The sequence below is a fragment of the Pseudomonas sp. W4I3 genome (assembly GCF_030816195.1).
Taxonomy (GTDB): Bacteria; Pseudomonadota; Gammaproteobacteria; order Pseudomonadales; family Pseudomonadaceae; genus Aquipseudomonas.
In genome coordinates this window covers 1,232,075-1,254,844 of record NZ_JAUSXS010000001.1, presented here as the reverse complement: position 1 = coordinate 1,254,844, position 22,770 = coordinate 1,232,075, and the positions used below count along the sequence as shown (strand labels likewise).

At 61.7% G+C, this 22,770-nt stretch carries 21 protein-coding genes; 6 read left to right on the top strand and 15 right to left on the bottom strand.

The window, feature by feature from the left end; translation table 11 throughout:
- Position 1: 1 nt before the first annotated feature.
- Positions 2-472 carry a tRNA (adenosine(37)-N6)-threonylcarbamoyltransferase complex ATPase subunit type 1 TsaE gene (gene tsaE, locus QF045_RS05530; RefSeq protein WP_306491372.1) on the bottom strand — a complete coding sequence of 157 codons (471 nt, stop codon included), beginning with the start codon at positions 470-472 and terminating at the stop codon, positions 2-4.
- Positions 460-1,320 carry an NAD(P)H-hydrate dehydratase gene (locus QF045_RS05525; RefSeq protein WP_306491371.1) on the bottom strand — a complete coding sequence of 287 codons (861 nt, stop codon included), beginning with the start codon at positions 1,318-1,320 and terminating at the stop codon, positions 460-462. Before QF045_RS05525 ends, tsaE begins: the two co-directional genes overlap by 13 nt.
- 63 nt (positions 1,321-1,383) lie before the next feature.
- Between QF045_RS05525 and queG the strand changes: the two genes are divergently transcribed.
- The gene (gene queG / locus QF045_RS05520; RefSeq protein WP_306491370.1) at positions 1,384-2,448 is read left to right on the top strand and encodes a tRNA epoxyqueuosine(34) reductase QueG; all 1,065 of its coding nucleotides are present in this window, start codon (positions 1,384-1,386) and stop codon (positions 2,446-2,448) included.
- Here queG and QF045_RS05515 read toward each other — a convergent pair.
- A complete protein-coding gene (locus QF045_RS05515) occupies positions 2,445-3,062 on the bottom strand; it encodes a trimeric intracellular cation channel family protein (protein ID WP_306494857.1) in 618 nt (205 codons plus the stop codon). The genes queG and QF045_RS05515 overlap by 4 nt on opposite strands.
- A 166-nt stretch (positions 3,063-3,228) precedes the next feature.
- Positions 3,229-3,771 (bottom strand): oligoribonuclease, encoded by a 543-nt coding sequence (orn, locus tag QF045_RS05510; protein WP_003171343.1) that lies wholly within the window; start codon positions 3,769-3,771, stop codon positions 3,229-3,231.
- Positions 3,772-3,879: 108 nt separating this feature from the next.
- On the opposite strand from orn, the gene rsgA reads away from it, so the two are divergent.
- Entirely contained in the window at positions 3,880-4,911 is a 1,032-nt protein-coding gene (gene rsgA, locus QF045_RS05505) for a small ribosomal subunit biogenesis GTPase RsgA (protein WP_306491369.1), read from the top strand.
- A gap of 157 nt (positions 4,912-5,068) precedes the next feature.
- Here rsgA and motB read toward each other — a convergent pair whose 3' ends face one another.
- Complete coding sequence (gene motB / locus QF045_RS05500; RefSeq protein ID WP_306491368.1) at positions 5,069-6,082, bottom strand: flagellar motor protein MotB; 1,014 nt, start codon at positions 6,080-6,082, stop codon at positions 5,069-5,071.
- Positions 6,083-6,085: 3 nt separating this feature from the next.
- Positions 6,086-6,937: a flagellar motor stator protein MotA gene (motA, locus tag QF045_RS05495; protein ID WP_065951522.1), complete on the bottom strand. Its 852-nt coding sequence runs from the start codon at positions 6,935-6,937 to the stop codon at positions 6,086-6,088.
- 167 nt (positions 6,938-7,104) lie between these two features.
- Between motA and QF045_RS05490 the strand changes: the two genes are divergently transcribed.
- From QF045_RS05490 to asd, 3 genes are read left to right on the top strand one after another with little or no spacing between them, the layout of a single operon-like run.
- The gene (locus QF045_RS05490; protein ID WP_306491367.1) at positions 7,105-8,640 is read left to right on the top strand and encodes an HDOD domain-containing protein; all 1,536 of its coding nucleotides are present in this window, start codon (positions 7,105-7,107) and stop codon (positions 8,638-8,640) included.
- A gap of 57 nt (positions 8,641-8,697) precedes the next feature.
- A complete protein-coding gene (locus tag QF045_RS05485; RefSeq protein ID WP_306491366.1) occupies positions 8,698-9,513 on the top strand; it encodes a rhodanese-like domain-containing protein in 816 nt (271 codons plus the stop codon).
- 16 nt (positions 9,514-9,529) lie between these two features.
- Positions 9,530-10,390, top strand: a complete 861-nt coding sequence (asd, locus tag QF045_RS05480) for an archaetidylserine decarboxylase (protein ID WP_124365614.1) — start codon at positions 9,530-9,532, stop codon at positions 10,388-10,390.
- A gap of 132 nt (positions 10,391-10,522) precedes the next feature.
- Here the strand turns inward: asd and serB are convergent, their stop codons facing one another.
- Entirely contained in the window at positions 10,523-11,737 is a 1,215-nt protein-coding gene (gene serB / locus QF045_RS05475) for a phosphoserine phosphatase SerB (RefSeq protein WP_065951525.1), read from the bottom strand.
- 133 nt (positions 11,738-11,870) lie between these two features.
- On the opposite strand from serB, the gene QF045_RS05470 reads away from it, so the two are divergent.
- Positions 11,871-13,406, top strand: coding sequence for an AhpA/YtjB family protein (locus tag QF045_RS05470; protein WP_306491365.1), 1,536 nt, complete (start codon positions 11,871-11,873; stop codon positions 13,404-13,406).
- Between the two features lie 325 nt (positions 13,407-13,731).
- On the opposite strand, the gene QF045_RS05465 is transcribed toward QF045_RS05470, so the two are convergent.
- The 8 genes from QF045_RS05465 to QF045_RS05430 all read right to left on the bottom strand — a co-directional run bounded on the left by QF045_RS05465 (position 13,732) and on the right by QF045_RS05430 (position 22,651).
- Positions 13,732-14,442, bottom strand: a complete 711-nt coding sequence (locus tag QF045_RS05465) for a membrane integrity-associated transporter subunit PqiC (protein WP_306491364.1) — start codon at positions 14,440-14,442, stop codon at positions 13,732-13,734.
- Between the two features lie 173 nt (positions 14,443-14,615).
- Positions 14,616-16,880, bottom strand: coding sequence for a DNA topoisomerase IV subunit A (gene parC, locus QF045_RS05460; protein WP_306491363.1), 2,265 nt, complete (start codon positions 16,878-16,880; stop codon positions 14,616-14,618).
- A 70-nt stretch (positions 16,881-16,950) separates the two neighbouring features.
- The gene (locus QF045_RS05455) at positions 16,951-17,946 is read right to left on the bottom strand and encodes an esterase-like activity of phytase family protein (RefSeq protein WP_306491362.1); all 996 of its coding nucleotides are present in this window, start codon (positions 17,944-17,946) and stop codon (positions 16,951-16,953) included.
- Positions 17,946-19,850, bottom strand: a complete 1,905-nt coding sequence (gene parE, locus QF045_RS05450; RefSeq protein WP_124384843.1) for a DNA topoisomerase IV subunit B — start codon at positions 19,848-19,850, stop codon at positions 17,946-17,948. The genes QF045_RS05455 and parE overlap by 1 nt, the downstream gene beginning before the upstream one ends.
- Positions 19,851-19,895: 45 nt before the next feature.
- On the bottom strand, positions 19,896-20,504 hold the full coding sequence (locus QF045_RS05445; protein WP_306491361.1) for a YqiA/YcfP family alpha/beta fold hydrolase: 609 nt from the start codon (positions 20,502-20,504) through the stop codon (positions 19,896-19,898).
- 180 nt (positions 20,505-20,684) lie between these two features.
- Positions 20,685-21,497, bottom strand: a complete 813-nt coding sequence (gene cpdA / locus QF045_RS05440; protein ID WP_306491360.1) for a 3',5'-cyclic-AMP phosphodiesterase — start codon at positions 21,495-21,497, stop codon at positions 20,685-20,687.
- Between the two features lie 96 nt (positions 21,498-21,593).
- Positions 21,594-22,043, bottom strand: coding sequence for a DUF1249 domain-containing protein (locus QF045_RS05435; protein WP_017138485.1), 450 nt, complete (start codon positions 22,041-22,043; stop codon positions 21,594-21,596).
- Complete coding sequence (locus QF045_RS05430; RefSeq protein WP_306491359.1) at positions 22,034-22,651, bottom strand: NUDIX domain-containing protein; 618 nt, start codon at positions 22,649-22,651, stop codon at positions 22,034-22,036. Before QF045_RS05430 ends, QF045_RS05435 begins: the two co-directional genes overlap by 10 nt.
- Positions 22,652-22,770 lie beyond the last annotated feature (119 nt).

The following is a 22,770-nucleotide window of genomic DNA, read 5'->3' as shown; positions in this document are numbered from 1 at the left end:
ATTATTTGAATTCCAATGCCAGAGCGGTACACCACGACTCAGCGCGCGGGCTCTGGGGCAACAACTTCAGCTGACGTCCGTGCTCATGCGGCGTAATGGTAATGGTCATGTCAGGCTTTGGCAAAAAGCCTGTGCCTTTATTTGGCCATTCGATCAGGCACAGCGCGTCTTCGTCGAAGTAATCACGGATGCCCATGAACTCCAGCTCTTCAGGGTCGACCAGGCGATAGAGATCAAAGTGGAAGGCGCGTAAGTCACCGATCTCGTAGGGTTCGACCAAGGTGAACGTCGGGCTTTTCACCGCACCGGTATGGCCCAAACCGCGAATGATGCCCCGGGACAGCGTGGTCTTGCCCGCCCCCAGGTCACCTTCGAGAAAGATCAGCCCCGCCCCGCCGGTCACCCGCGCAATAGCGTGACCGAGCGCGACCATCGCGTCTTCATCGGCCAGGAAAAGAGTTACTTCAGGCACGGCGAGTGTTCCTCCAGCAATTGACGAATGGCGGGTATCAGGTCGCTCGCGGCAAGCCCGCGTCCGAATGTGCCCTGGCGATCCCCCGCCGTGGCATGCAACCACACGGCCAGGCAACTTGCCTCATAAGCCGGCATGCCTTGAGCCAGCAAGGCGCCCACCAGGCCGGCCAGAACGTCACCGAGACCGGCCGTGGCCATGGCGGGATGGCCTTGATCACAACGGGAAACGCGTCCGTCCGGGCTTGCAATCAAACTGCCAGCACCCTTGAGGATAGCCACTGCGTTGAATTGACGACTCAACGCACGCACCGCTTCAAGACGATCGCCTTGAACTTCGGCTGTAGACATCCCCAGCAAGCGTGCAGCTTCGCCCGGATGCGGTGTGATCACACAATGGGCCGGCAGGCTCACGCCGCCAGCCGCCAGCTGGTTGAGCGCATCGGCGTCCCAGACTTGCGGCAGCCGGGCATTGGCCGCCACGGACAACAGGCTTTTACCCCAGGACGCTGCGCCCAGGCCGGGGCCGATAACGATCACCGAGATTTTCTCCAGCAACCCCATCAACTGGTTGGCCGAACTTACGCCGACAGTCATGACTTCCGGCAAACGGGTCAACGCGGCCGGCACGTGCTCGGCACGGGTCGCCAGCGACACCATGCCGGCACCGCTGCGCAACGCACTTTCGCTACTGAGCAACGCTGCGCCGCCAAAGCCGCGGTCGCCGCCAATCACCAACAGATGGCCAAACTGGCCTTTATGGGCGTCTACAGAACGTGCAGCCAGTTGCGGCAAGTGGCTTGGCAAAAGAAGCTGAACGTCGGTTATTTCGTGTTTTGTCTGAGGCATGCGTCTTCAAGCTCCGATGTCTGGCAGAATTATACGCATCTAACCTGTGGTTTCCCGTGTCTCATGCCCGCTATTACCTCCGATCTGCCCGCCCTCGCCCAATCGATCAAAGACTGGGGCCGCGAGCTGGGCTTCCAACAAGTCGGCATCAGCGGCCTGGACCTGGCCGAGCATGAACAGCACCTGCAACGCTGGCTCGACGCGGGCTATCACGGCGAGATGGACTACATGGGCGCCCATGGCAGCAAGCGCTCCCACCCCGACGAGCTGGTACCGGGTACCTTGCGTGTGGTGTCACTGCGCATGGATTACCTGCCCGGCGACACACAAATGGCGCAACGGCTGGCCGAGCCGGAAAAAGCCTATGTCTCGCGCTACGCCCTGGGCCGTGATTATCACAAGCTGATCCGCAAGCGCGTGCAGCAACTGGCCGACCGCATCCAGGCGCAGATCGGGCCCTTTGGCTTTCGTGCCTTTGTCGACAGCGCACCGGTGCTGGAAAAAGCCATCGCCGAGCAGGCCGGCCTCGGTTGGATCGGCAAAAACACCCTGGTGCTCAATCGCAAGGCCGGCAGCTACTTCTTCCTGAGCGAGCTGTTTGTCGACTTGCCGTTGCCGGTAGACCCTCCTCATGCCACCGAACACTGCGGCCGCTGTACGGCGTGCCTGGACATCTGCCCCACCAACGCCTTCGTCGGCCCTTACGTGCTGGATGCCCGGCGCTGTATTTCCTACCTGACCATCGAGCTCAAGAGCGCCATTCCCGAGGACCTGCGCCCACTGATCGGCAACCGGGTATTTGGCTGCGATGACTGTCAGATCGTTTGCCCATGGAATCGTTTCGCCCGGCCCAGCGGCGAAAGCGATTTCAAGCCACGGCACAATCTGGATAACGCAGAACTGGCCGAGCTGTTTATGTGGGACGAGGATAAATTCCTCAGCAGCACCGAAGGCTCACCCTTGCGCCGCGCCGGATACGAGCGCTGGCTGCGTAACCTGGCGGTGGGCCTGGGTAACGCCCCGTCGAGCATTCCGGTGCTGGAAGCCTTGAAGGCGCGGCGCGACTACCCGTCGGAACTGGTGCGCGAGCATGTGGAATGGGCGCTGAACCAGCACGCCGCTCGCTAGTGGACGTCGTCGTTGTAGACGAACTTGGGCATTTCCCAATGAAACCGGATCGCCAGCAGGCGTAATAGAAAGCCGCTGAACAAGGTCAGCAGAATTGCCTGTTCGCTGGGCAATTCCAGGTACAGGCACAGCAAGTAGAACCAGGCCGCGAGAAACGACACGCTGGCGTACAGCTCACGGCGGAAGATCAGCGGGATGTCGTTACAGAAGATATCCCGCAGGATGCCGCCGAATACGCCGGTGATCACGCCGCTGACCGACGCGACCAACATGCCATGCCCCATTTCCAGGGCGGTCATACAGCCGATCAAGGTGAACGCCACCAACCCCACGGCATCCAGCGCCAGAAACAGCGAACGCAGGCGGCGCATCAGCGGTGCAATGAAGATGGTCACCAGTGCGGCGATGGAGGTCAGCACCAGGTATTCGGGGTGCTTGACCCAGGTCAGCGGGTAATGCCCCAGCAGCATGTCGCGCACCGACCCGCCACCCAGCGCCGTCACGCAGGCGATCAGCACCACGCCAAACCAGTCCATGCCACGCCGACCGGCGGACAAGGCGCCCGTCATGGCTTCGGCGGTGATGGCGATGAGGTAGAGCATCAGCAGCATGATGGCGATCCTTGCAGGGAGACCGGCAGTCTAATCATTTGGTGATAGCACCAAAAGGGGGCGCTTGGCGATAAACCGAGTCGTTGGCCATCGGGAGCAAGCCCCCTCCCACATTTGGAATGTGTTCCTCTATCAAAACGTGGGAGCTGGCTTGCCTGCGATAGCGCCATCAAGCCTTGATGAAATGCTTGCGGTAATGCTGCAACTCGGCGATCGACTCGCGAATATCATCCAGTGCCAGGTGCGTACTGCCTTTATGGAAGCTGTCCTTGACCTCCGGCGCCCAGCGCGCAGCCAGCTCTTTCAAGGTGGACACGTCCAGGTTGCGGTAGTGGAAGTAGCTTTCCAGCCCCTTCATGTGCGTATAAAGGAAGCGACGATCCTGGCAGATGCTGTTGCCGCAGATCGGCGACTTGCCCTTGGGCACCCACTTTTCCAGGAAGGCGATGGTTTCGGCTTCGGCTTCGGCCATGCTGATGCGGCTGTCGCGTACACGCTGGGTCAGGCCCGAGTTACCGTGGGTGCGGGTATTCCACTCGTCCATGGTGGCCAGCACGGCATCGCTGTGGTGAATGGCGATTACGGGACCTTCGGCCAACGTGTTGAGGTTGCTATCGGTGACAATCGTCGCCATTTCGATGATGACGTCGGTGTCGGGGTTCAGACCGGTCATTTCCAGATCGATCCAAATCAGGTTCTGTGGGTTTTGCATGGCTTGATTCTCTTGGCACCTTGGCGTAGCCGGGCAGTTTAGCAGGCGCCGCCGTGCTAGACTCGCGACCGTTTCACCCAACTTTTGCATTATCGACACGGAACACCAATGGCCAAACGCCAGCTCAATCGTCGCCAAAACTGGCGCATCGAAAAGATTCAAGGCGAGCGCGCAGCACGCGCCGCCAAACGTGAATCCTCCGCCGTGGAAGCGCTCGAGGGCGGCGACCTGGGCCCTGAACAAACGGGCCTGGTGATCGCGCACTTCGGCGTGCAGGTCGAGGTCGAGGCGCTGGAAGGCGACCTCGCCGGCCAAGTCTCCCGCTGCCATTTGCGCGCCAACCTGCCTGCGCTGGTGACCGGCGACAAGGTGGTATGGCGTGCCGGCAACCAGGGCATCGGCGTGATCGTCGCCCAGTTGCCACGCAGCACCGAATTGCGCCGCCCCGACAGCCGCGGCCAGCTCAAGCCGGTGGCGGCCAACGTCGACATGATTGTGATTGTGTTCGCGCCGCTGCCTGAGCCCCACGCCAACCTGATCGACCGTTACCTGGTCGCCGCCGAGCATGCTGGCATCCGCCCACTGCTGCTGCTGAACAAGTTCGACTTGATCGACGAGCAAAACGCTCCGGCGCTCAACGCGCTGCTGGCGGTCTACCGCACCCTGGGTTACCCGGTGCTGGAAGTGTCGGCCCATCACGGCAACGGCATGGAACAGCTGCAACAGCAGTTGGACGGGCGTATCAGCGTGTTTGTCGGCCAGTCCGGCGTGGGCAAGTCGTCGCTGGTCAACAGCCTGCTGCCGGAAGTCGACACCCGCGTCGGCCCGCTGTCGGAGCTGTCCGGCCAGGGCACGCACACCACCACCACCGCACGGCTGTTCCACTTCCCCGGTGGCGGTGAGCTGATCGACTCCCCAGGCATCCGTGAATTCGGCCTTGGGCACGTCAGCCGCAGCGATGTGGAAGCAGGCTTTATCGAGTTCAACGACCTGATCGGCACCTGCCGCTTCCGCGACTGCAAACACGACCGCGAGCCGGGCTGTGCATTGCTCAAGGCCCTGGAAGATGGTCGCGTGCAGCAGCAGCGGATGAACAGCTACCGTTCGATTATTGCGAGCTTGCCTGAGAGCAGTTACTAAGCCGCCAGCCTCTGTAGGAGCGAGCTTGCTCGCGAAGCTACCAAGCGCAACGCGGGCATCCTGAATATATGCGTTATCGTTGACGTTTTTCGCGAGCAAGCTCGCTCCTACAATGACAACAGGGCCGCGATTATCGCGGCCTTCTTGTATCTGGCGTTCAGGACCCCGGCGCAGGCGCCGTCGGTTCTTTCACACCACCGTCATCAAACAGGTTCAGCTTCTGCCGCAGTTCATGGGCCGGCAGCGGCTCCTGCCCTGGCGGCAGCGCATTCGGGTCCGCCGGCACTTCACCGGGGGCGCCTTCGCCCTGAGTAGACGGTGGCGGCTGGTCGCCCTCAATCGCACGCTGGGCCTTTTTGGTCAGCACGACGATATCGATGCGACGGTTGATCGGGTTGAACGGCTCTTTAGGATCGAACAGCTGCGATGAAGCAAAACCCACCACCCGCGCCACTTGCGGGTCCGGGTAGCTGCCAGCCACCAGCGCACGGCGGGCGGCGTTGGCACGGTTGGCCGAGAGTTCCCAGTTGCCGAAGTCGCCCTGCCCCGCATAAGGCTTGGCATCGGTATGGCCGCTGATGCTGATCTTGTTCGGCACCGCCTTGATGGTGTCAGCCATGGCCAGCAGGATATCTTCGAAATACGGCTTCAAACGTGCGCTGCCGGAATCGAACATCGGCCGGTTGGCGGCGTCGGTGATCTGGATACGCAAGCCTTCCGGGGTAATCTCGAACGAAATCTGATCCTTGAACTTGAGCAGTTGCGGGTTTTCTTCAACCTTGGTCTGCAGTTCTTGCAACAACAGCTCCAAGCGCTCTTTCTCGACCTGCTCGGCCATGGTTTCGACCGTATCGCGCTCGATCGGGATTTTTTCCTGGGGCGATTCGGTCTGCACTTCCGGGTTGATGGTGCGCTCGGGCGCCAACTGCGGCGAGCCGCCCAGGTCGATCACGAAGGGCGTACCACTTTCCGAAAAACCAATCGGATCCTTGAAGTAGCCCGCGATGGCGATCTTCTGTTCAGGGGTAGCGGTGGACATCAGCCACAGCACCAGGAAGAACGCCATCATTGCCGTCGCAAAGTCGGCAAAAGCGATTTTCCAGGCGCCGCCATGGTGCCCCGCAGCGAAGCGCTTGACGCGCTTGATGATGATCGGCTGGTTGTTTTCCATGGCTTAGCGACCGCGAACCGCTTGCTCCAGCTCGGAGAAGCTTGGGCGATGTTTCGGGTACAGCACTTTGCGCCCGAACTCGACCGCCAGCGATGGCGGCATGCCGGATGCCGATGCCACCAGGCACGCCTTGATCGCTTCGTAGAGGTTGATCTCTTCCTTGGCATCGTGGGCCAGCGACGTCGCCAGCGGGCCGAAGAAACCGTACGCCGCCAGAATACCGAAGAAGGTACCCACCAACGCCGCGCCGACGTGCATTCCGATAGCCGCCTGGTCGCCCTCGCCGAGGGAGGCCATGGTCACCACGATACCCAGTACCGCCGCGACAATACCGAAACCGGGCATGCCGTCGGCGATGCCGGTCACGGCGTGGGACGGATGCTCCAGCTCTTCCTTGAGGCTGAACAGCTCCATGTCGAACAGGCCTTCGAGTTCATGGGGCGCCATGTTGCCGGAGGACATGATGCGCAGGTAATCGCAGATATAGGCGGTCATGCGCTCGTCTTTGAGCACGGCCGGGTACTTGGCGAAGATCGGGCTGGCGGCGGCGTCTTCGATATCCCCTTCAATGGCCATCATGCCTTCGCGGCGGCTCTTGTTGAGGATCTCGTAGACCAGCCCCAGCACTTCCAGATAGAAGGTGTGGGAGAAGCGCGAGCTGAACATGCCCAGCGACTTCTTGATCACGTGCATGGTCATGTAGCCGGGGTTGGCCTGCAGGAAGGCGCCAAAGGCGGCGCCGCCAATGATCAACACTTCGAAAGGCTGAATCAGCGCGGCGATTTTACCGTGGGACAGGACGTACCCACCGAGCACACTTGCGATGACGACAATGATGCCGATAATTTTAGCCATAGGGGATCTGTACTTGCGCCGTCGGGTTCATGGACATAGTGGGTGCTGCTGAAAAACTCTTGTTCTACTTATCGGCAAAACTGCGCCAGACTATAGCCCGTTAAGGCGAAAAGCCAATTGAGCCCGCTCCGGGTGTGTTGAACCCACGTGATGATCGCGCCCCAATCATGGCTAATGAAACGACAGTCCCAACTGCAAAACCCACCACCCTCGCCGCTTGGATCAAGCGCCTGGACGATGTGCTGCTGCCCGTCCCCCAGGCCAGCCATGAGCGCGTGTGCAAAGCCATTCGCGACAGTCGCAGCTCACTGAGGGACATTGCCGAGCTGATGCAAAACAGCCCGGCCCTGGTGCTCAGCGTAATGCGCGAGGCCAACAGCCAGACTCACGGCAGCCTGTCGGAACCTGCGGAAAACCTCGAAGTGGCGCTCAACCGCCTCGGCCTCAAACGCGCCGAAGAGCTGCTGGCGCGCCTGCCTTCGGTGCCGGCCGCTGAAATTCCCGTGGCGCTGCGCCAGTTGCTGCTGGTCAGCCAGCATGCCTCGCAGCAAGCCAACGGCTTGTTCGGCAGCCGCCTGGCGCGCTTGTGGCAGGACATCCATTGGGGCAGCCTGCTGCTTCTGTCACCGTTGTGGCCGATGGCCGTCGCCTACCCCAAGCTCCTGGAGGAATGGGAGCTGCGGGTGATCCATAAGGGCGAGTCGGCGCGCCAGGTCGAGCAGCAATTGTTCGGCGTGCGTCTGCTGGACCTGTGCCTTGGCCTGACCGCGGCCTGGCACCTGCCGATCTGGGTGTCCCAGGGCTATAACCTGCTGCTGGGCGAGCAGCGCCTGCTGGTCAAGGCATTGCGTATCGCCCGCGAGGACGACCCTCTGCGTCACCAGCAATTGCTCGACGCCGAACCCAACCTGCGCCGCTGGCTGAACCAGCCGGCCAATACCGTGCTATTGGCCAACGGCCTGGCGATGTCGGCGCAAGAGTCCTGGACCTGCCCGCACACCGAGCGCTGGCAATACCTCACGGCGCTGTACCTGCAGGAGCCACTGGGTGATGTGCAGCAGCAGGTTCACCAGCAAGCGGTGACCAGCGCGCGCAGCACCTTAATGCCCGACCTCTGGCACCCGGCCTTGTCGCTGATCTGGCCGTGGCATGTGCAGAAAGTCCACCGTGGCTTGCTGCCCGCGCCGCCTCCCACCGCCGAAGCCCTGGCGGTGTGGCGCAACCGCTGCACCGAGCTGCTGGTCGAACCGAGCCGCTTTGCCAATGCGATGCACCTGACCACTTGCGCCAAGGAAGCCTTGGTCGCCAGCGGCATGCAACGCGTATTGCTGTTCATGGCGGATCGCGCCTTGAGTACCTTGCGTGTGCATCAGGCCGATGGCCTGCCCAAGGACGCTGCCAACCTGAGCCTGGACGTCGTCAACAGCACGCTGCTGCAACGCTTGCTGGAAAAATCCGCCCAGGTGCGTCTCGGTCCGGACAACCATGCGCAGTTCTCGGCTCTGCTGCCGCCGATCCTGCGCCGCCTGTTTACCGGCGAACACCTGTTGCTGCGCTCGCTGAGCTGCAACGGCCGCGTGGTGATGCTGATGGTGGCGGACCAGGGCGGCGGGCCGTTCTCGGAAACCACCGTGCAAGCCTTCGGCAAAACCGCGCAATGCATCGAAAAAGCCCTGCACAGCTTTACCAACCGCAGCACCTGATGCTTGCGCTACAATCGCCCTCCTTTATCGCCAACATTTGTGCCCAGGAGACCTCACATGCCTGACTTCTCTGGCTTGCCGCTGGTGATCGAATGCAGCGACCTGCAAGGTCGCCTGGATGCCGAACACCTGATTGTGGTGGACCTCACCAGTGCCGCCCGCTACGCCGAAGGACACATCCCCGGCGCGCATTTCGTTGACCCCAAGCGCACCCAATTGGGCCAGCCGCCCGCGCCAGGTCTGCTCCCGCACAAGGCCGACCTGGAAAAACTGTTTGGCGAGCTGGGCCACACGCCTGACGCTACCTATGTGGTCTATGACGACGAAGGCGGCGGCTGGGCCGGGCGCTTTATCTGGTTGCTCGACGTCATCGGCCACCAGAAGTATCACTACCTCGACGGCGGCCTTCTGGCGTGGCTGGAGGAAAAACACCCGGTCTCCACCGAAATCCCCTTGCCAGCCGGCGGGCCGGCGAGCCTTACGCTGCACGACGGCCCTACCGCCACCCGCGAATACCTGCAAAGCCGGCTCGGCGCGGCCGACCTGGGCATCTGGGACGCCCGTGGCCCGCTGGAATATTCCGGCGAAAAAGTGCTTGCGGCCAGAGGGGGGCACATCCCAGGCGCAGTGAACTTCGAATGGACCGCCGGCATGGACAAGGCGCGCAGTCTGCGCATACGCCGCGACATGCCGCAGGTGCTTGAAGACCTCGGGCTGACCCGCGATAAAGAAATCATTACCCACTGCCAGACCCACCACCGCTCTGGCTTCACCTACCTGGTGGCCAAGGCGCTCGGTTATCCACGCGTCAAAGGTTATGCCGGTTCCTGGGGCGAATGGGGCAACCACCCCGACACCCCCGTCGAGATTTGAAGTTCAAGGACATTTAATGAAAAAGCAGTTGTTTATCCTCAGTCAGTACCTGCTGCCGCACCACCTGCTGTCGCGCTTGGCCGGCTGCATTGCCGAGTGCCGCGTGCGCTGGTTCAAGAACGCCTTCACCCGTTGGTTCGCCAAGCGTTACCAAGTGGACATGTCCCAGGCACTGGTTGAAGACGTGACTGCCTACGAGCACTTCAACGCCTTCTTCACCCGCGCGCTGAAAGACGGTGCGCGCCCGCTGGATCAAACTCCCGGCGCCGTACTGAGCCCCGCCGATGGCGCGGTCAGCCAGCTTGGCCCGATCGAACATGGCCGTGTGTTCCAGGCCAAGGGCCACAGTTTCAGCGTGCTGGAACTGCTCGGCGGCGACGCAGCGCTGGCGGCGCCGTTCATGGGCGGCGACTTCGCCACCATCTACCTATCGCCCAAGGACTATCACCGCGTGCATATGCCGCTGGCCGGTACCTTACGCGAGATGGTCTATGTGCCGGGGCGAATTTTCTCGGTAAACCAGACCACCGCCGAAAACGTACCGGAGTTGTTTGCGCGTAACGAGCGGGTTGTCTGCCTGTTCGACACCGAACGCGGCCCGATGGCCGTGGTGTTGGTAGGCGCGATGATCGTGGCGTCGATTGAGACGGTGTGGGCCGGACTGGTTACGCCACCCAAGCGCGAGCTGAAAACCTTCCGTTATGACGAGGCTGCTCGCGCACCGATCCACTTGGAGAAAGGCGCTGAGTTGGGTCGCTTCAAGCTGGGCTCAACCGCCATCGTGCTGTTCGGACCGGATCAGGTGCAGTGGGCGCAAGAGCTGGCGGCGGGTACGCCGGTGCAGATGGGCCAGGGTATCGGTTCACCTAAAGCCTGATTCAGCCAATGTGAAAAACCAATGTGGGAGGGGGCTTGCCCCCGATAGCAGGGTGTCAGTCAGCTCATGTATGACTGATACACCGCTATCGGGAGCAAGCCCCCTCCCACATTTTTTACCGCATTGAGTCAGTTACAACTGACCGTCGCGGTCGCGCAAGCCCAGCAAATACAGCACCCCATCCAACCCCAGAGTCGAAATCGCCTGCTTGGCCGATTGCTTGACCAATGGCTTGGCGCGGAACGCCACACCCAACCCCGCAATCGCCAGCATCGGCAAGTCATTCGCGCCGTCGCCGACCGCAATGGTCTGTTCCAGACGCAAGCCTTCCTTGTGCGCCAACTCCTTGAGCAGGTCTGCCTTGCGCTGTGCGTCGACAATCGGCTCCACGGCCACGCCGGTCACTTTGCCATCCACCACTTCCAGCTCGTTGGCGAACACATAGTCAATGCCCAGTTTGGCCTGCAACTGTTTGGCAAAGTAGGTGAAGCCGCCGGACAGGATGGCGGTCTTGTAGCCCAGGCGCTTGAGTTCGGCAAACAGGGTTTCAGCGCCTTCGGTCAGGCGCAGGGAGGCGCCGATTGAGTCCAGCACGCTCACATCCAGGCCTTTGAGCAGCGCCAGGCGCTCTTTGAAGCTGGCGCGAAAATCCAGTTCACCGGCCATTGCGCGCTCGGTAATTTCCGAGACCTGCTCGCCCACACCGGCGGCCTTGGCCAGTTCGTCGATGACTTCGGCTTCGATCAGCGTGGAGTCCATGTCGAACACCGCCAGACGACGGTTGCGCCGGAACAGTGAATCTTCCTGGAAGGCGATGTCGACATTCAGCTCCTGGGCCACGCTGAGGAACTCGGCGCGCAGCGCTTGCGCATCGGCCGGCTCGCCCCGCACGGAAAACTCAATGCAGCCCTTGCCTTTGTCTGCTGGCGTGTCCAGCGGCATGCGACCCGACAGACGGTCGATATGGTCGATGTTCAAACCGTAATGCGCGGTGATCGAACTTACGCGCTGCAGCTGTTCGGCCGTGACCTTGCGGGTAAGCAACGTAACGATATGGCGTTTCTTGCCCTGGCCTTCGACCCAATGCTGATAATCGGCCTCGGACACCGGCGTGAAGCGCACCTGCTGATCCAGCTTGTAGGCCGTAAACAGAATGTCCTTGAGTACCGAGGACGCCTGCTCGGTGCTGGGGATTTCCACCAGGATGCCGAACGACAGGGTGTCGTGGATCACCGCCTGGCCGATGTCGAGAATGTTCACACCACCCTGGGCCAGAACGCCGGTAATGGCAGCGGTGAGACCCGGTCGGTCAAGACCTGTGATGTTGATCAGGACAATTTCGCGCAAAGCGCACCCCCAGGCTGGAAAAAAACCGCATTCTACCCACTTTCAGTGACCATCGGGCACAGCCAGCGCTTTGCCGGTCATGGGCCTGTCGCTATACTGCGCGTCAACTTCACGGACCAAGAGCCGAGCGCAAGTGAACCGGCCCACGCCAGTAAAAACCGATAACTTCTTCCTGCTGATCTTCCGGGCACTGCGCCACCGCCGTGTACCGATCGCATTACGCATCGCCAGCCATAACGTCATCCTGGTCGCTCTGGCCCTGGTGATCTACGCCTGCGTGATGGGTTTGCAATTCAAGCAGGCCATGCACGAGCAAGCCGACGCCCTGGGCGAGAGCTTGACGACCCAGACCGCCACCTCGGCGACTGAGTTGCTGGTGTCCAACGACATCCTCAGCCTCAACGTGCTGCTCAACAACCTGACCAAGAACCCGTTGGTGGCCCACGCCGCTATTTATAGCGTGGACAACCGGATCATGGCCGAAGCCGGGCAGCGCCCGAAAAACGGCCTGCTGGGCGAAGCCGAAGGTTTGTATCAGAGCAATATCACGTTCCAGGACGTAAAAGCCGGCCAATTGCGCATCAGCCTGGACATGCAACAGTTCCAACAGCCGATGACCATCAGCCTGCAAAGCATGGGTATCCTGAGCGCGATCCTGCTGGCCCTGGCCCTGGCGTTGAGCCTGCGCCTCGGGCGGCATATCTCCACGCCGCTGATGCAGCTGCGTATCTGGCTACGCGATATCGACGAACACACCCCGGCCACCGACCGCCAGGACGAAATCGGCGACCTCGCGCGCCAGCTGCATGCCAGCTTCGCCCCCGAGCCGACCGTGCCTGAGGTTCAACCCGAGCCCGAGCCGGAGTACGACGACGCTGATTACGGCGACGAGCCTGAGTTTGAGGTTCGCGACCTGCGTGACCCAGGCTTTGACGAAAGCGCTCCGGTCGCCGGTTTGAAGCCGGCGCCACGGCATGTGATCAAGGCCGAAGAAGACGAGCTGGACGACGAAGACCCGTTTGCCGACCTGCGCGACACCGCCGATGCCGCGCCTGTCGCAGCGTCGAAGCCGCTTCCGGTCAAGAGCACCGAACCTCAGTACAGCGCGGTACTCGCCGTGCAACTGGGCGCCCAGGATCAACTGCGTCGCTTACCCCGCGCCCGTTTGACCGAACTGCTGGAACGCTACCGCGACTGCCTCGACCAGGCCGCCTCGCTCTACCAGAGCGAATTGCACACCCTGAACGACGGCAGCACGTTGATGCTGTTCCACAGCGAAGACAGCGGCGAAGACTACCTCACCAACGCCATCTGCTGCGGCGAGTTGCTGCGCGCCCTGGGCCATGCCCTGCAGATCGAAGTGGCGGACAGCGGCATCACTCTGCAACTGCAGCTTGGCCTGACGGTGGGCGATGACCTGTTTGGCATCAGCCAGATCGACCTGCTGCTGACCGAGATCGCCCAGGACGCCCTGGCCTTGTCTCAACACAGCCGCAACCTGCTGCTGGTGGAGCGCAAGATCAGTGAAGATTCGCTGATCCGCCAACGCGCCCGTATCCGCCCGATTGCCAGCCCTGAAGGGGCCAGCTGTGTTGAGCGGTTGATGGAGCCGTACCCGTCGATGCTAGAGCGTCAGTTGGCGCGGATGCACGAGACGCGCAAGCCCTGAAGCACACCGCAAAAACCTTGTGGGAGGGGGCTTGCTCCCGATAGCAGCGTATCAGTTGGGACATCACTCACTGAACTGCCGCCATCGGGGGCAAGCCCCCTCCCACATATGGTCTGCGCTCCGTGCGGCAGCTTGAAGCACACCACAGAAACCCTGTGGGAGGGGGCTTGCTCCCGATAGCGGCGTATCAGTCAGCACATCACTCACTGAACCACCGCCATCGGGGCAAGCCCCCTCCCACATTTGGTCTGCGCCGTGGCATCCATCACATATAACAAAAAAGGCCCGCTTACTCAGCGGGCCTTTTGTTTGTCTGCCGTTCAAATCAGAACCTGAACACTTCCAAATCCGTACGAATCGGGGTGGCCATCGGCATCTTGGGCTTTTCCGGGGTTGCTGGCTTAGCCTGTGCCGGTGCCTGCTTGCGCGGTGCCTCGGCAATCGGCGGCTGGTTGGCCAATGGCTTGAGCGCCACCGCCAACTGCTGCGCCAAGTGCTGCAACAGCACGCCCTGGGCCTGGACCTGGGACGCCGTGGTGCCGGCATGTTCTTCCTGCAGGTGCACGATTCGGTTGTCCCGTACCTGCCCGCGGCGGTCGATCAGGCGCCACTGCGCATCCAGGATCGCCGGTTGCGACTTGCCGGAGTCAAGCCGCGTGATGGTCAGCAACACCTGCACATCCGGGGTAAACCCGGAGGGCCCTGGCGCCAGGACCACACGCTGGCTGTCCAAGTGGCCAGCCACCTGACGCAACATCAATTGATTGATATCGGAGGAGAGACTACCCGCCCAACGACCATCAATGGAACCTTGCAGGCTGCCGTCGTTCTGACGTTGCAGCAGGGTTTCGCGTTGCAGGTAGTCGGCAACGACTACCGGACCCAGAAGAACAGCCATACCAGCGGTTTGTGCTGGCTGAGCCGGACTTCCGCTGTCCAGCTGGTACAGCGACACCGGCTGGTGCGTGCTGCAACCCGCCAGCCCTAACAGGCCAGCGAGCATCAAAAATAGAGGAAGGCGTGGAGCAGTCATCATCCCATCCAGGTGGCTGCCACAAGGCGAACCACAATGTAATACTAAAAATAACCTAAACACGCTCGGCCACGCCGGCGCTGGAAAGGCCATATCATCCGTGAATATGCGCCATGACTCCAGCGCCAATGCGTCGATCTACGCGTTAAATCGTAGATCGAGGCCTCTAGTACGCCTTAAGCAGGCGTTTCTACCAACAAAGCATCCACTCTCTGGAAGCCTCGAGGCAGTTTGTTACCACGTCGACCGCGCTCGCCCTTGTAGTGTTCAAGGTCGTCAGGGCGCAACGACAACGTACGCTTGCCCGCCTGGAGCACCAGAGTCGAGCCCTCCAGGATGACGGCGATGTCGGTCACGTACTCTTCGCGACTGGCCACCCGCTCTCCCGGAATGCCAATGATCTTGTTGCCCTTGCCCTTGCCCAACTGCGGCAGGTCACTGATCTTGAACACCAGCAACCGCCCTTCGGTGGTCACCGAAGCCAGCCAGTTGTGCTCGCGATCATCCACGGGTCGCGGCAGGATCACTTTGGCGTTGTTCGGCAGGCTCAACAGCGCCTTGCCCGCCTTGTTCTTGGCCTGCAGGTCTTCACCCTTGACCACGAATCCGTAACCGGCGTCGGAGGCGATGACGTACAGCGAATCATCGTCCGGCAGCAGCACGCACTCGAAACTCGCCCCCGGTGGCGGCGTGAGGCGCCCGGTCAGCGGCTCGCCCTGCCCGCGTGCGGATGGCAGGGTGTGGGCCGGCACCGAATAACTGCGCCCCGTCGAATCGATAAACACTGCAAATTGGTTGGAACGCCCCGCCGCCGCGGTCTTGAAGCCATCACCGGCCTTGTACGACAGGCCGGTGGCATCAATATCATGCCCCTTGGCGGAACGAACCCAACCCTTTTCCGACAGAACGACGGTAATTTTCTCGTTAGGCAACAGCTCGGTTTCTGTCAGAGCTTTCGCTTCTGCGCGCTCGACGATCGGCGAGCGGCGGTCATCGCCGTAGGTTTCGGCGTCTTTGATCAGTTCACTGCGCACCAGCTTCTTGAGCTTGGCTTCGCTGCCCAGCAGCGCCTGCAACTTGGCTTGTTCCTTGAGCAATGCATCCTGCTCGTCGCGCAGCTTCATTTCTTCCAGGCGTGCCAACTGGCGCAGGCGAGTGTCGAGAATGTAGTCGGCCTGGATCTCGCTCAGCTCGAAGCGAGCGATCAATTCGGCTTTCGGATGCTCGGCGGTACGGATGATATGAATCACTTCATCCAGGTTGAGGTAGGCAATCAACAAGCCGTCCAACAGGTGCAGGCGGCGCTCGACCTTATCCAGGCGGAATTGCAGGCGACGGCGCACGGTCTGCACGCGGAACTCCAGCCACTCCACCAGCAGATTGCGCAGGTTCTTGAGCTGTGGCTTGCCGTCCAGGCCGATGATGTTGACGTTGACCCGGTAGCTGGACTCAAGGTCGGTGCTGGCAAACAAGTGCTGCATCAGCACTTCATGGTCAACCCGGCTATTGGTCGGGATGATCACGATGCGGCAAGGGTTCTCGTGGTCGGACTCATCGCGCAAGTCGGCGACTTGCGGCAATTTCGACGGTTTGGCCTGCATCAACGCAGCGATCTGCTCCAGCACCTTGGCGCCGGACACCTGATGCGGCAAGGCGGTCACAATAATGTCGCCGTCTTCGACGTGGTACACCGCGCGCATGCGCACCGAGCCCTTGCCGGTTTCGTACATCTTCAGCAGGTCGGCGCGCGGCGTGATGATTTCCGCTTCGGTCGGGTAGTCCGGGCCCTGGATATGCTCGCACAGCTGCTCGACCGTGGCTTTTGGCTCATCGAGCAAACGAACGCAGGCGGTGGCGACTTCGCGCAGGTTGTGCGGCGGCACGTCGGTGGCCATGCCGACCGCGATGCCGGTGGTGCCGTTGAGCAGGATATTCGGCAAACGTGCCGGCAACACCAGGGGTTCGTCGAGAGTGCCGTCAAAGTTCGGCCCCCAGTTCGCGGTGCCCTGGCCCAGCTCGCTGAGCAACACTTCCGAGTAGCGCGACAGGCGCGCCTCGGTGTAACGCATGGCGGCGAAGGACTTGGGATCATCCGGCGCACCCCAGTTACCCTGGCCATCGACCAGGGTGTAGCGGTAGCTGAACGGCTGGGCCATCAGCACCATGGCTTCATAGCAGGCCGAATCGCCGTGGGGGTGGAATTTGCCGAGCACGTCGCCGACGGTACGCGCCGACTTCTTGTGTTTGGAATCGGCGTCCAGGCCCAACTCACTCATGGCATAGATGATGCGCCGTTGTACCGGCTTCAGGCCGTCGCCGATATGCGGCAGCGCACGGTCCATGATCACGTACATGGAGTAGTTGAGGTAGGCATTTTCGGTGAAGTCAGCCAGCGATCGGCGTTCTACGCCATCTAAGCTGTCTGCGAGGATGTCACTCATGCGGGCCTCATCATGGGGTAAGGCGCAGCGGAACTGCCGCTGCGCTGATGCAATTCAAAAAAGTCGCGGCTCATGGCTGGGCACTCCAGCCGCCGGCCGGGGCGGCAAAACGATAGACCACCGGGCGCTTTTCACCATCGGCACGCGCGCCGAAATTATTGTCGATGCCAAGCCAGGCGCCATCGGCGTCCACCACCAGGGCTTCGGCCAGGCCGTAGGGCTGGGGATAACGCCGCTGGGGCGTCAGGGTTTCGTCGGCAAACGACCAGCACAGCTCAACCTTGGCCGTTAGCGTATCGCGCCGGCAGATCTGGAACGCGTTGCGCTCCAGGGTAAACAGCTTGCCGTCGAACAGCGCCAGATCGGCAAAATCCTTCGACACCGCCTTGGCGTTGGTGAACTGCGCCGGCTGCACTTCCAGCCCCGCCTCGCTCAGCAACACGCAAGGACCGTCACAATCCCACACGCTCTGCCCGCGTTTGATCGAGACCAGGCCACGGCGCTCACGCTCGGCGGCCAGCCAGAGCTGGTTGCCTTGCGGATTCACCGCAAGGCCCTCGAACAACGCGTTGAAGTGCAGCAACAAGCCGCTGGCCCGCGCTTCGCGCACCATGCCAGGGGCTATCTTCAACCACTCGGGCGCGCCTTCTACCGGCACCTGCAACACCGCCGCATGGGCTTCGCTGACGATGTAGCGGTTACCTGCGGCATCACAGCTGATGCCTTCGAAATCCAGGTCTCCACCGCGAATGAACGAGGCCGCCTTGGTGCGCGAGCGCAACCCCCACGGCAGGCCCGACTCGGGCACGGGCGGTACGTCGATTTTCAACGCTTGGGCAGTCCACGTCGGCTCGCGGGTGTCCAGACGATAGATCTGGTCATCATCGCGATCCGATACCGTCCACAGCTCGTTACCACACAGCGCCAGGCCCGACAGGTTCCCGCCGCGCATGCCGTCTACCGGATGCTCCGACACCAGCTTTAACTCAGCCACGGGCGCGGCAGCCACATCGGTGGCCGCCAACCCGCATACCATCAGGATCGCCAGGGCGACGCCTGTGCGCATCAGCCCAGAACCTCGGCCAGGTTGCCTTTGGATTCGAGCCAGGCTTTGCGATCCGGCGCACGCTTTTTCGCCAGTAGCATGTCCATCATTTCCGACGTCCCGGCGAAGTCTTCCAGGGTCAACTGCACCAGGCGCCGGGTGTTCGGGTCCATGGTGGTTTCGCGCAGTTGCGGCGGGTTCATTTCACCCAAGCCCTTGAATCGCGTGACCTGTGGCTTGCCGCGCTTCTTCTCGGCCACCAGGCGGTCGAGAATGCCATCGCGCTCGGCCTCGTCCAGGGCGTAGAAAATCTCCTTGCCCAGGTCGATACGGTACAGCGGCGGCATGGCGACGTAGACGTGGCCGGCATCCACCAGTGGGCGGAAGTGCTGCACGAACAGCGCGCACAGCAGGGTTGCGATGTGCAGACCGTCGGAGTCGGCGTCGGCGAGGATGCAGATCTTGCCGTAGCGCAACTGGCTCATGTCCGCCGCGCCCGGGTCGACGCCGATTGCCACGGCGATGTTGTGCACTTCCTGGCTGGCCAGGACTTCGCTGCCGTCGACTTCCCACGTGTTGAGAATCTTGCCGCGCAACGGCAGGATCGCCTGGAATTCCTTGTCCCGCGCTTGCTTGGCGGAACCGCCGGCGGAATCACCTTCCACCAGGAACAGCTCGGAGCGCATCGGGTCCTGGCCGGCACAGTCGGCCAGCTTGCCGGGCAATGCCGGGCCCTGGGTGATGCGCTTGCGCTCGACCTTCTTGCTGGCCTTGAGGCGACGACCGGCGTTGTTGATCGCCAATTCGGCCAGGGCCAGGCCCAGTTCCGGATGTTCGTTGAGCCACAGGCTGAAAGCGTCCTTGACCACACCCGAGACAAACGCCGCCGCCTCGCGGGACGACAGGCGCTCCTTGGTCTGGCCGGAAAACTGTGGCTCCTGCATTTTCATCGACAGCACGAACGCGATGCGCTCCCACACGTCTTCCGGCGCCAGCTTCACGCCGCGCGGCAGCAGGCTGCGGTATTCGCAGAATTCGCGCATGGCATCCAGCAGACCCTGGCGCAAGCCATTGACGTGGGTGCCGCCCTGGGCGGTGGGGATCAGGTTGACATAGCTTTCCTGCACGCTGTCGCCGCCTTCGGGCAACCACAGCAGCGCCCAGTCGACGGCTTCCTTGTTACCGGCCAGGCTGCCGCAGAACGGCTCGTTGGGCAGGCGTTCGAAGTCGCTGACGGAATCTTCCAGGTAGGAGCGCAGCCCGTCCTCGTAGTGCCACTCGACCTTCTCGCCGGTGCCTTTATCTTCAAAGCTCACCAGCAGGCCAGGGCACAGCACGGCCTTGGCCTTGAGCACATGCTTGAGGCGGCTGATGGAAAATTTCGGCGAATCGAAGTATTTCGGGTCCGGCGCGAAGTACACGCTGGTGCCGGTATTGCGTTTGCCGACGGTGCCGATCACTTCGAGGTCGGTGGCCTTGTAGCCATCGGCGAACGTCATCTGGTATTCGTTGCCATCGCGCTTGACCTTGACCCTGACCTGCGTGGACAAGGCGTTGACCACGGAAATACCCACGCCGTGCAAGCCACCGGAGAACTGGTAGTTCTTGTTGGAGAACTTGCCGCCGGCGTGCAGCTTGGTGAGGATCAACTCGACGCCCGACACACCCTCTTCAGGGTGGATGTCCACCGGCATGCCGCGACCGTCGTCGGACACTTCCAGAGAGTGATCGGCGTGCAGAATGACCTGCACCGACTTGGCGTGCCCGGCCAAGGCTTCGTCGACGCTGTTGTCGATGACTTCCTGGGCAAGGTGGTTCGGCCGACTGGTGTCGGTGTACATGCCGGGGCGTTTGCGCACCGGGTCGAGGCCCGAGAGGACTTCGATGGCGTCGGCGTTATAAGAGCTAGCGCTGGGAGTGGCCATGGGGTCTCGTCGTGAGTCGTTCGATTAAAAAATGACCTGCGATCTTTACAGTGACGCAAAATCGAAGGATTGATACTGATCAGCGCCAATGCCGGCAAAGCTCAACAGGGCCGGCAATTGCTGGGCGAACCCTTGGTAACCATGGTCGCCACCGGCCTGGATGCGCAAGGCACAGGCCCGGTAATACTGCTGGGCGAGGCGATAATCCAGGGTTTCGTCCCCGGTCTGCAACCACACCTGATACCGCGCGGCGTCTTGAGGGGCTGGCACTTCCAGCTCGGCCAGGGCCGTGACGTGGTCGTGGGTCAGTTCCCAGGTTTCATCGGTGTAGAGGTTCTTCTGGGTCCCCAGGTAACCGTCAAACATCCGATGCGGGCTGACCGCAGGGTTGACCAGCAGCGCCTTGAGGCCATGGCGTTCGGCAAGATGGGTTGCATAGTAGCCGCCGAGCGAGCTGCCGACCAGCAGCGGCCTGCCGAGTTCTGCGATGGCCTCCTCCAATTGAGGAATTGCCTGACGCGGGTGGTGATGCAGCGCCGGAACACGCAACTGTCCGGATAGGCCAAGGTTGTCCATGACGGTGATCAACTGGCTGGCCTTGTTGGACGCCGGCGCGCTGTTGAAACCGTGGATATAGAGGATCGAAGCGGACATGCCAGGCTCTCCGTGCATCAGCCAAAGAGGCGCAGTTTACAGGGATCGGGGGCCTGTGTGAGAACCCATGTGGGAGGGGCTTGCTCCCGATAGCGGTGTGTCAGCTGCCACATGGGCTGACTGACACTCAGTCATCGGGAGCAAGCCCCCTCCCACATTTTGATCAGTGTTTGCAGCTTTCTAATAGCCGTTGCTGCCGTAATCGACGGTGAAGGCAAAATCTTTGACCCGCTCCACGCCCGTCTCCAACCGCCCGTCGGCATGCAGACGCAGCCAGCGATACCCCGGCGCCTGCTCACTGACCTGGAAATCCTCGCTGCCGGGCGCGAACTGGATACAGGTGGACGGAGAAGCCAGCAGGCGCACGCCTTCGCGTTCACGGTCGATTTCCTGGTGTACGTGGCCCCATAGCACCGCCTTCACCTGAGGAAAACGGTCAAGCACGGCAAACAGCGCATCGGGATTGCGCAGGCCGATAGGCTCCATCCAGGTGCAGCCGATTGAGACCGGGTGATGATGAAAGCACACCAGATGATGCCGGTTCGGCGCTTCACTCAGTGCCTGAGCGAGCAATTGCAGTTGCTGGTCTTGCAGGTAGCCTGGCACGGAGCCGGGTACAGCGGAGTCCAGCAGCGTAATGCGCCAGTTGCCGATATCCACCACCGGCTCCAGCAGGTCGCTGTGCACGGCGGCCTGGGCCATGATCTGTGGTTCATCGTGGTTGCCGGGAATCCAGCGCGTGGGAGCGGCCAGGGGCGCCGTCATATCGCGAAAATGCTGGTACGACGCCAGCGTACCGTCCTGGGACAGATCCCCCGTGGCCAGCACCAGATCGATGTGCGGCTGCTGCTCGCGCACCCGTTCGATCACCCGCTGCAGGCTCTCGCGGGTATTCATGCCCAGCAGCGCGCCGTCGGCCTCGGCAAACAGATGGCTGTCGGACAGTTGCACCAGCAGCGCAACGTCAGGTTTCACAGTGGATACGCTCGGCAAGGCGCTCTCCCTGGCAATCACAGGATTAGATAGTTGGGGCGATTATGCTGGGGCAGGACACAAAGAGGGAAGCCAGGAAACGGGCGCCGTTCACATCTACCGCACGACTTCGAACTCATGACCCAAGGCCAGGCAATGGCTCAACCATTCGCCGAGGAACACATTGAGCTGCGCTTTCTCATCGGGCTGGTGCATGAACACATTCGGGTAAGGATAGATGCTGCGAAAGCGCCGCGCATGTTCGGCGCTGATGACTTCGGCCATGCGCGCATCGTGGTACACCTGCACTTCCAACTGCGGCACCGGCAGCCACGGCAGGCTGTGTTCCTGGCGCACGCGCAGGGTGGTGGTGTACGGGCAATTGACGATGACTTCCAGGGTCAGCACGCCGAGCATCTGGTCGCCGTGGGTCACGGCAATGCGCCGTGCCTCGGGTGCGTGGCGCATGTCGGGCAGCAGGCGCATCAGCCGCGCATAGTTGGCCTCGCACGCAGCTTGCAGCCCGATGAGGTCGACCCTATAACGTTCCCGTGCCTTTACTGCCATAACCCCCTCACTTCCGCGCGATTAAGCGCAAGCCATTGCAGGGCGATGATGCTGGCTGCGTTGGAAATCTTACCGTCGCGCACCGCCTGAAAGGCATCTTCGAACGCCCAGGTGGTGACACGGATATCTTCTGCCTCTTCTTCCAATCCATGGATGCCACCGGCCTGGGAGCTGTCGCAACGGCCCAGGTACAAGTGGACAAATTCAGTACTACCGCCGGGCGAGGGGAAATATTGGGTGATCGGCCATAGCGCCGAGAACGTCAGTCCAGCTTCCTCCTCGGCCTCGCGGTGTGCAACCTCCTCCGGTTGCTCGTCCTTGTCAATCAGGCCGGCGACCATCTCCACCAGCCATGGGTTGTCGGTACGGCCCATGGCGCCCACGCGGAACTGCTCGATCAGCACCACTTCATCGCGCTGCGGATCGTAAGGCAGCACACACACCGCATCATGACGCACGAACACTTCACGATTGATCACGCGGCTCATGCCGCCGTCGAACTTCTCGTGGCGCAGTTGCACCCGATCGAGCTGGTAGAAGCCTTTATAGGCATGATCGCGCTGAACAATTTCGATCTTATTCGGCGTCGACTTCGTCAAATCGGTCATAGTCTTCCTCGTCATAAGCCGTGCAATGGGCGCCATCCTAACGCGCCGATGCCGGTTGGCGCAGCCCCTTTCCAGTTGCCGGGATAGACGGCGGACGTCAAACTCACTCTAATCAGTCT

Bases quoted from the DNA above. Each gene is read 5' to 3' on its own strand.
- QF045_RS05525 (WP_306491371.1), bottom strand. From the start codon at position 1,320: ATGCCTCAGACAAAACACGAAATAACCGACGTTCAGCTTCTTTTGCCA.
- queG (WP_306491370.1), top strand. From the start codon at position 1,384: ATGCCCGCTATTACCTCCGATCTGCCCGCCCTCGCCCAATCGATCAAA.
- orn (WP_003171343.1), bottom strand. From the start codon at position 3,771: ATGCAAAACCCACAGAACCTGATTTGGATCGATCTGGAAATGACCGGT.
- rsgA (WP_306491369.1), top strand. From the start codon at position 3,880: ATGGCCAAACGCCAGCTCAATCGTCGCCAAAACTGGCGCATCGAAAAG.
- motB (WP_306491368.1), bottom strand. From the start codon at position 6,082: ATGGAAAACAACCAGCCGATCATCATCAAGCGCGTCAAGCGCTTCGCT.
- motA (WP_065951522.1), bottom strand. From the start codon at position 6,937: ATGGCTAAAATTATCGGCATCATTGTCGTCATCGCAAGTGTGCTCGGT.
- QF045_RS05490 (WP_306491367.1), top strand. From the start codon at position 7,105: ATGGCTAATGAAACGACAGTCCCAACTGCAAAACCCACCACCCTCGCC.
- QF045_RS05485 (WP_306491366.1), top strand. From the start codon at position 8,698: ATGCCTGACTTCTCTGGCTTGCCGCTGGTGATCGAATGCAGCGACCTG.
- asd (WP_124365614.1), top strand. From the start codon at position 9,530: ATGAAAAAGCAGTTGTTTATCCTCAGTCAGTACCTGCTGCCGCACCAC.
- QF045_RS05465 (WP_306491364.1), bottom strand. From the start codon at position 14,442: ATGATGACTGCTCCACGCCTTCCTCTATTTTTGATGCTCGCTGGCCTG.
- parC (WP_306491363.1), bottom strand. From the start codon at position 16,880: ATGAGTGACATCCTCGCAGACAGCTTAGATGGCGTAGAACGCCGATCG.
- QF045_RS05455 (WP_306491362.1), bottom strand. From the start codon at position 17,946: ATGCGCACAGGCGTCGCCCTGGCGATCCTGATGGTATGCGGGTTGGCG.
- parE (WP_124384843.1), bottom strand. From the start codon at position 19,850: ATGGCCACTCCCAGCGCTAGCTCTTATAACGCCGACGCCATCGAAGTC.
- QF045_RS05445 (WP_306491361.1), bottom strand. From the start codon at position 20,504: ATGTCCGCTTCGATCCTCTATATCCACGGTTTCAACAGCGCGCCGGCG.
- QF045_RS05435 (WP_017138485.1), bottom strand. From the start codon at position 22,043: ATGGCAGTAAAGGCACGGGAACGTTATAGGGTCGACCTCATCGGGCTG.
- QF045_RS05430 (WP_306491359.1), bottom strand. From the start codon at position 22,651: ATGACCGATTTGACGAAGTCGACGCCGAATAAGATCGAAATTGTTCAG.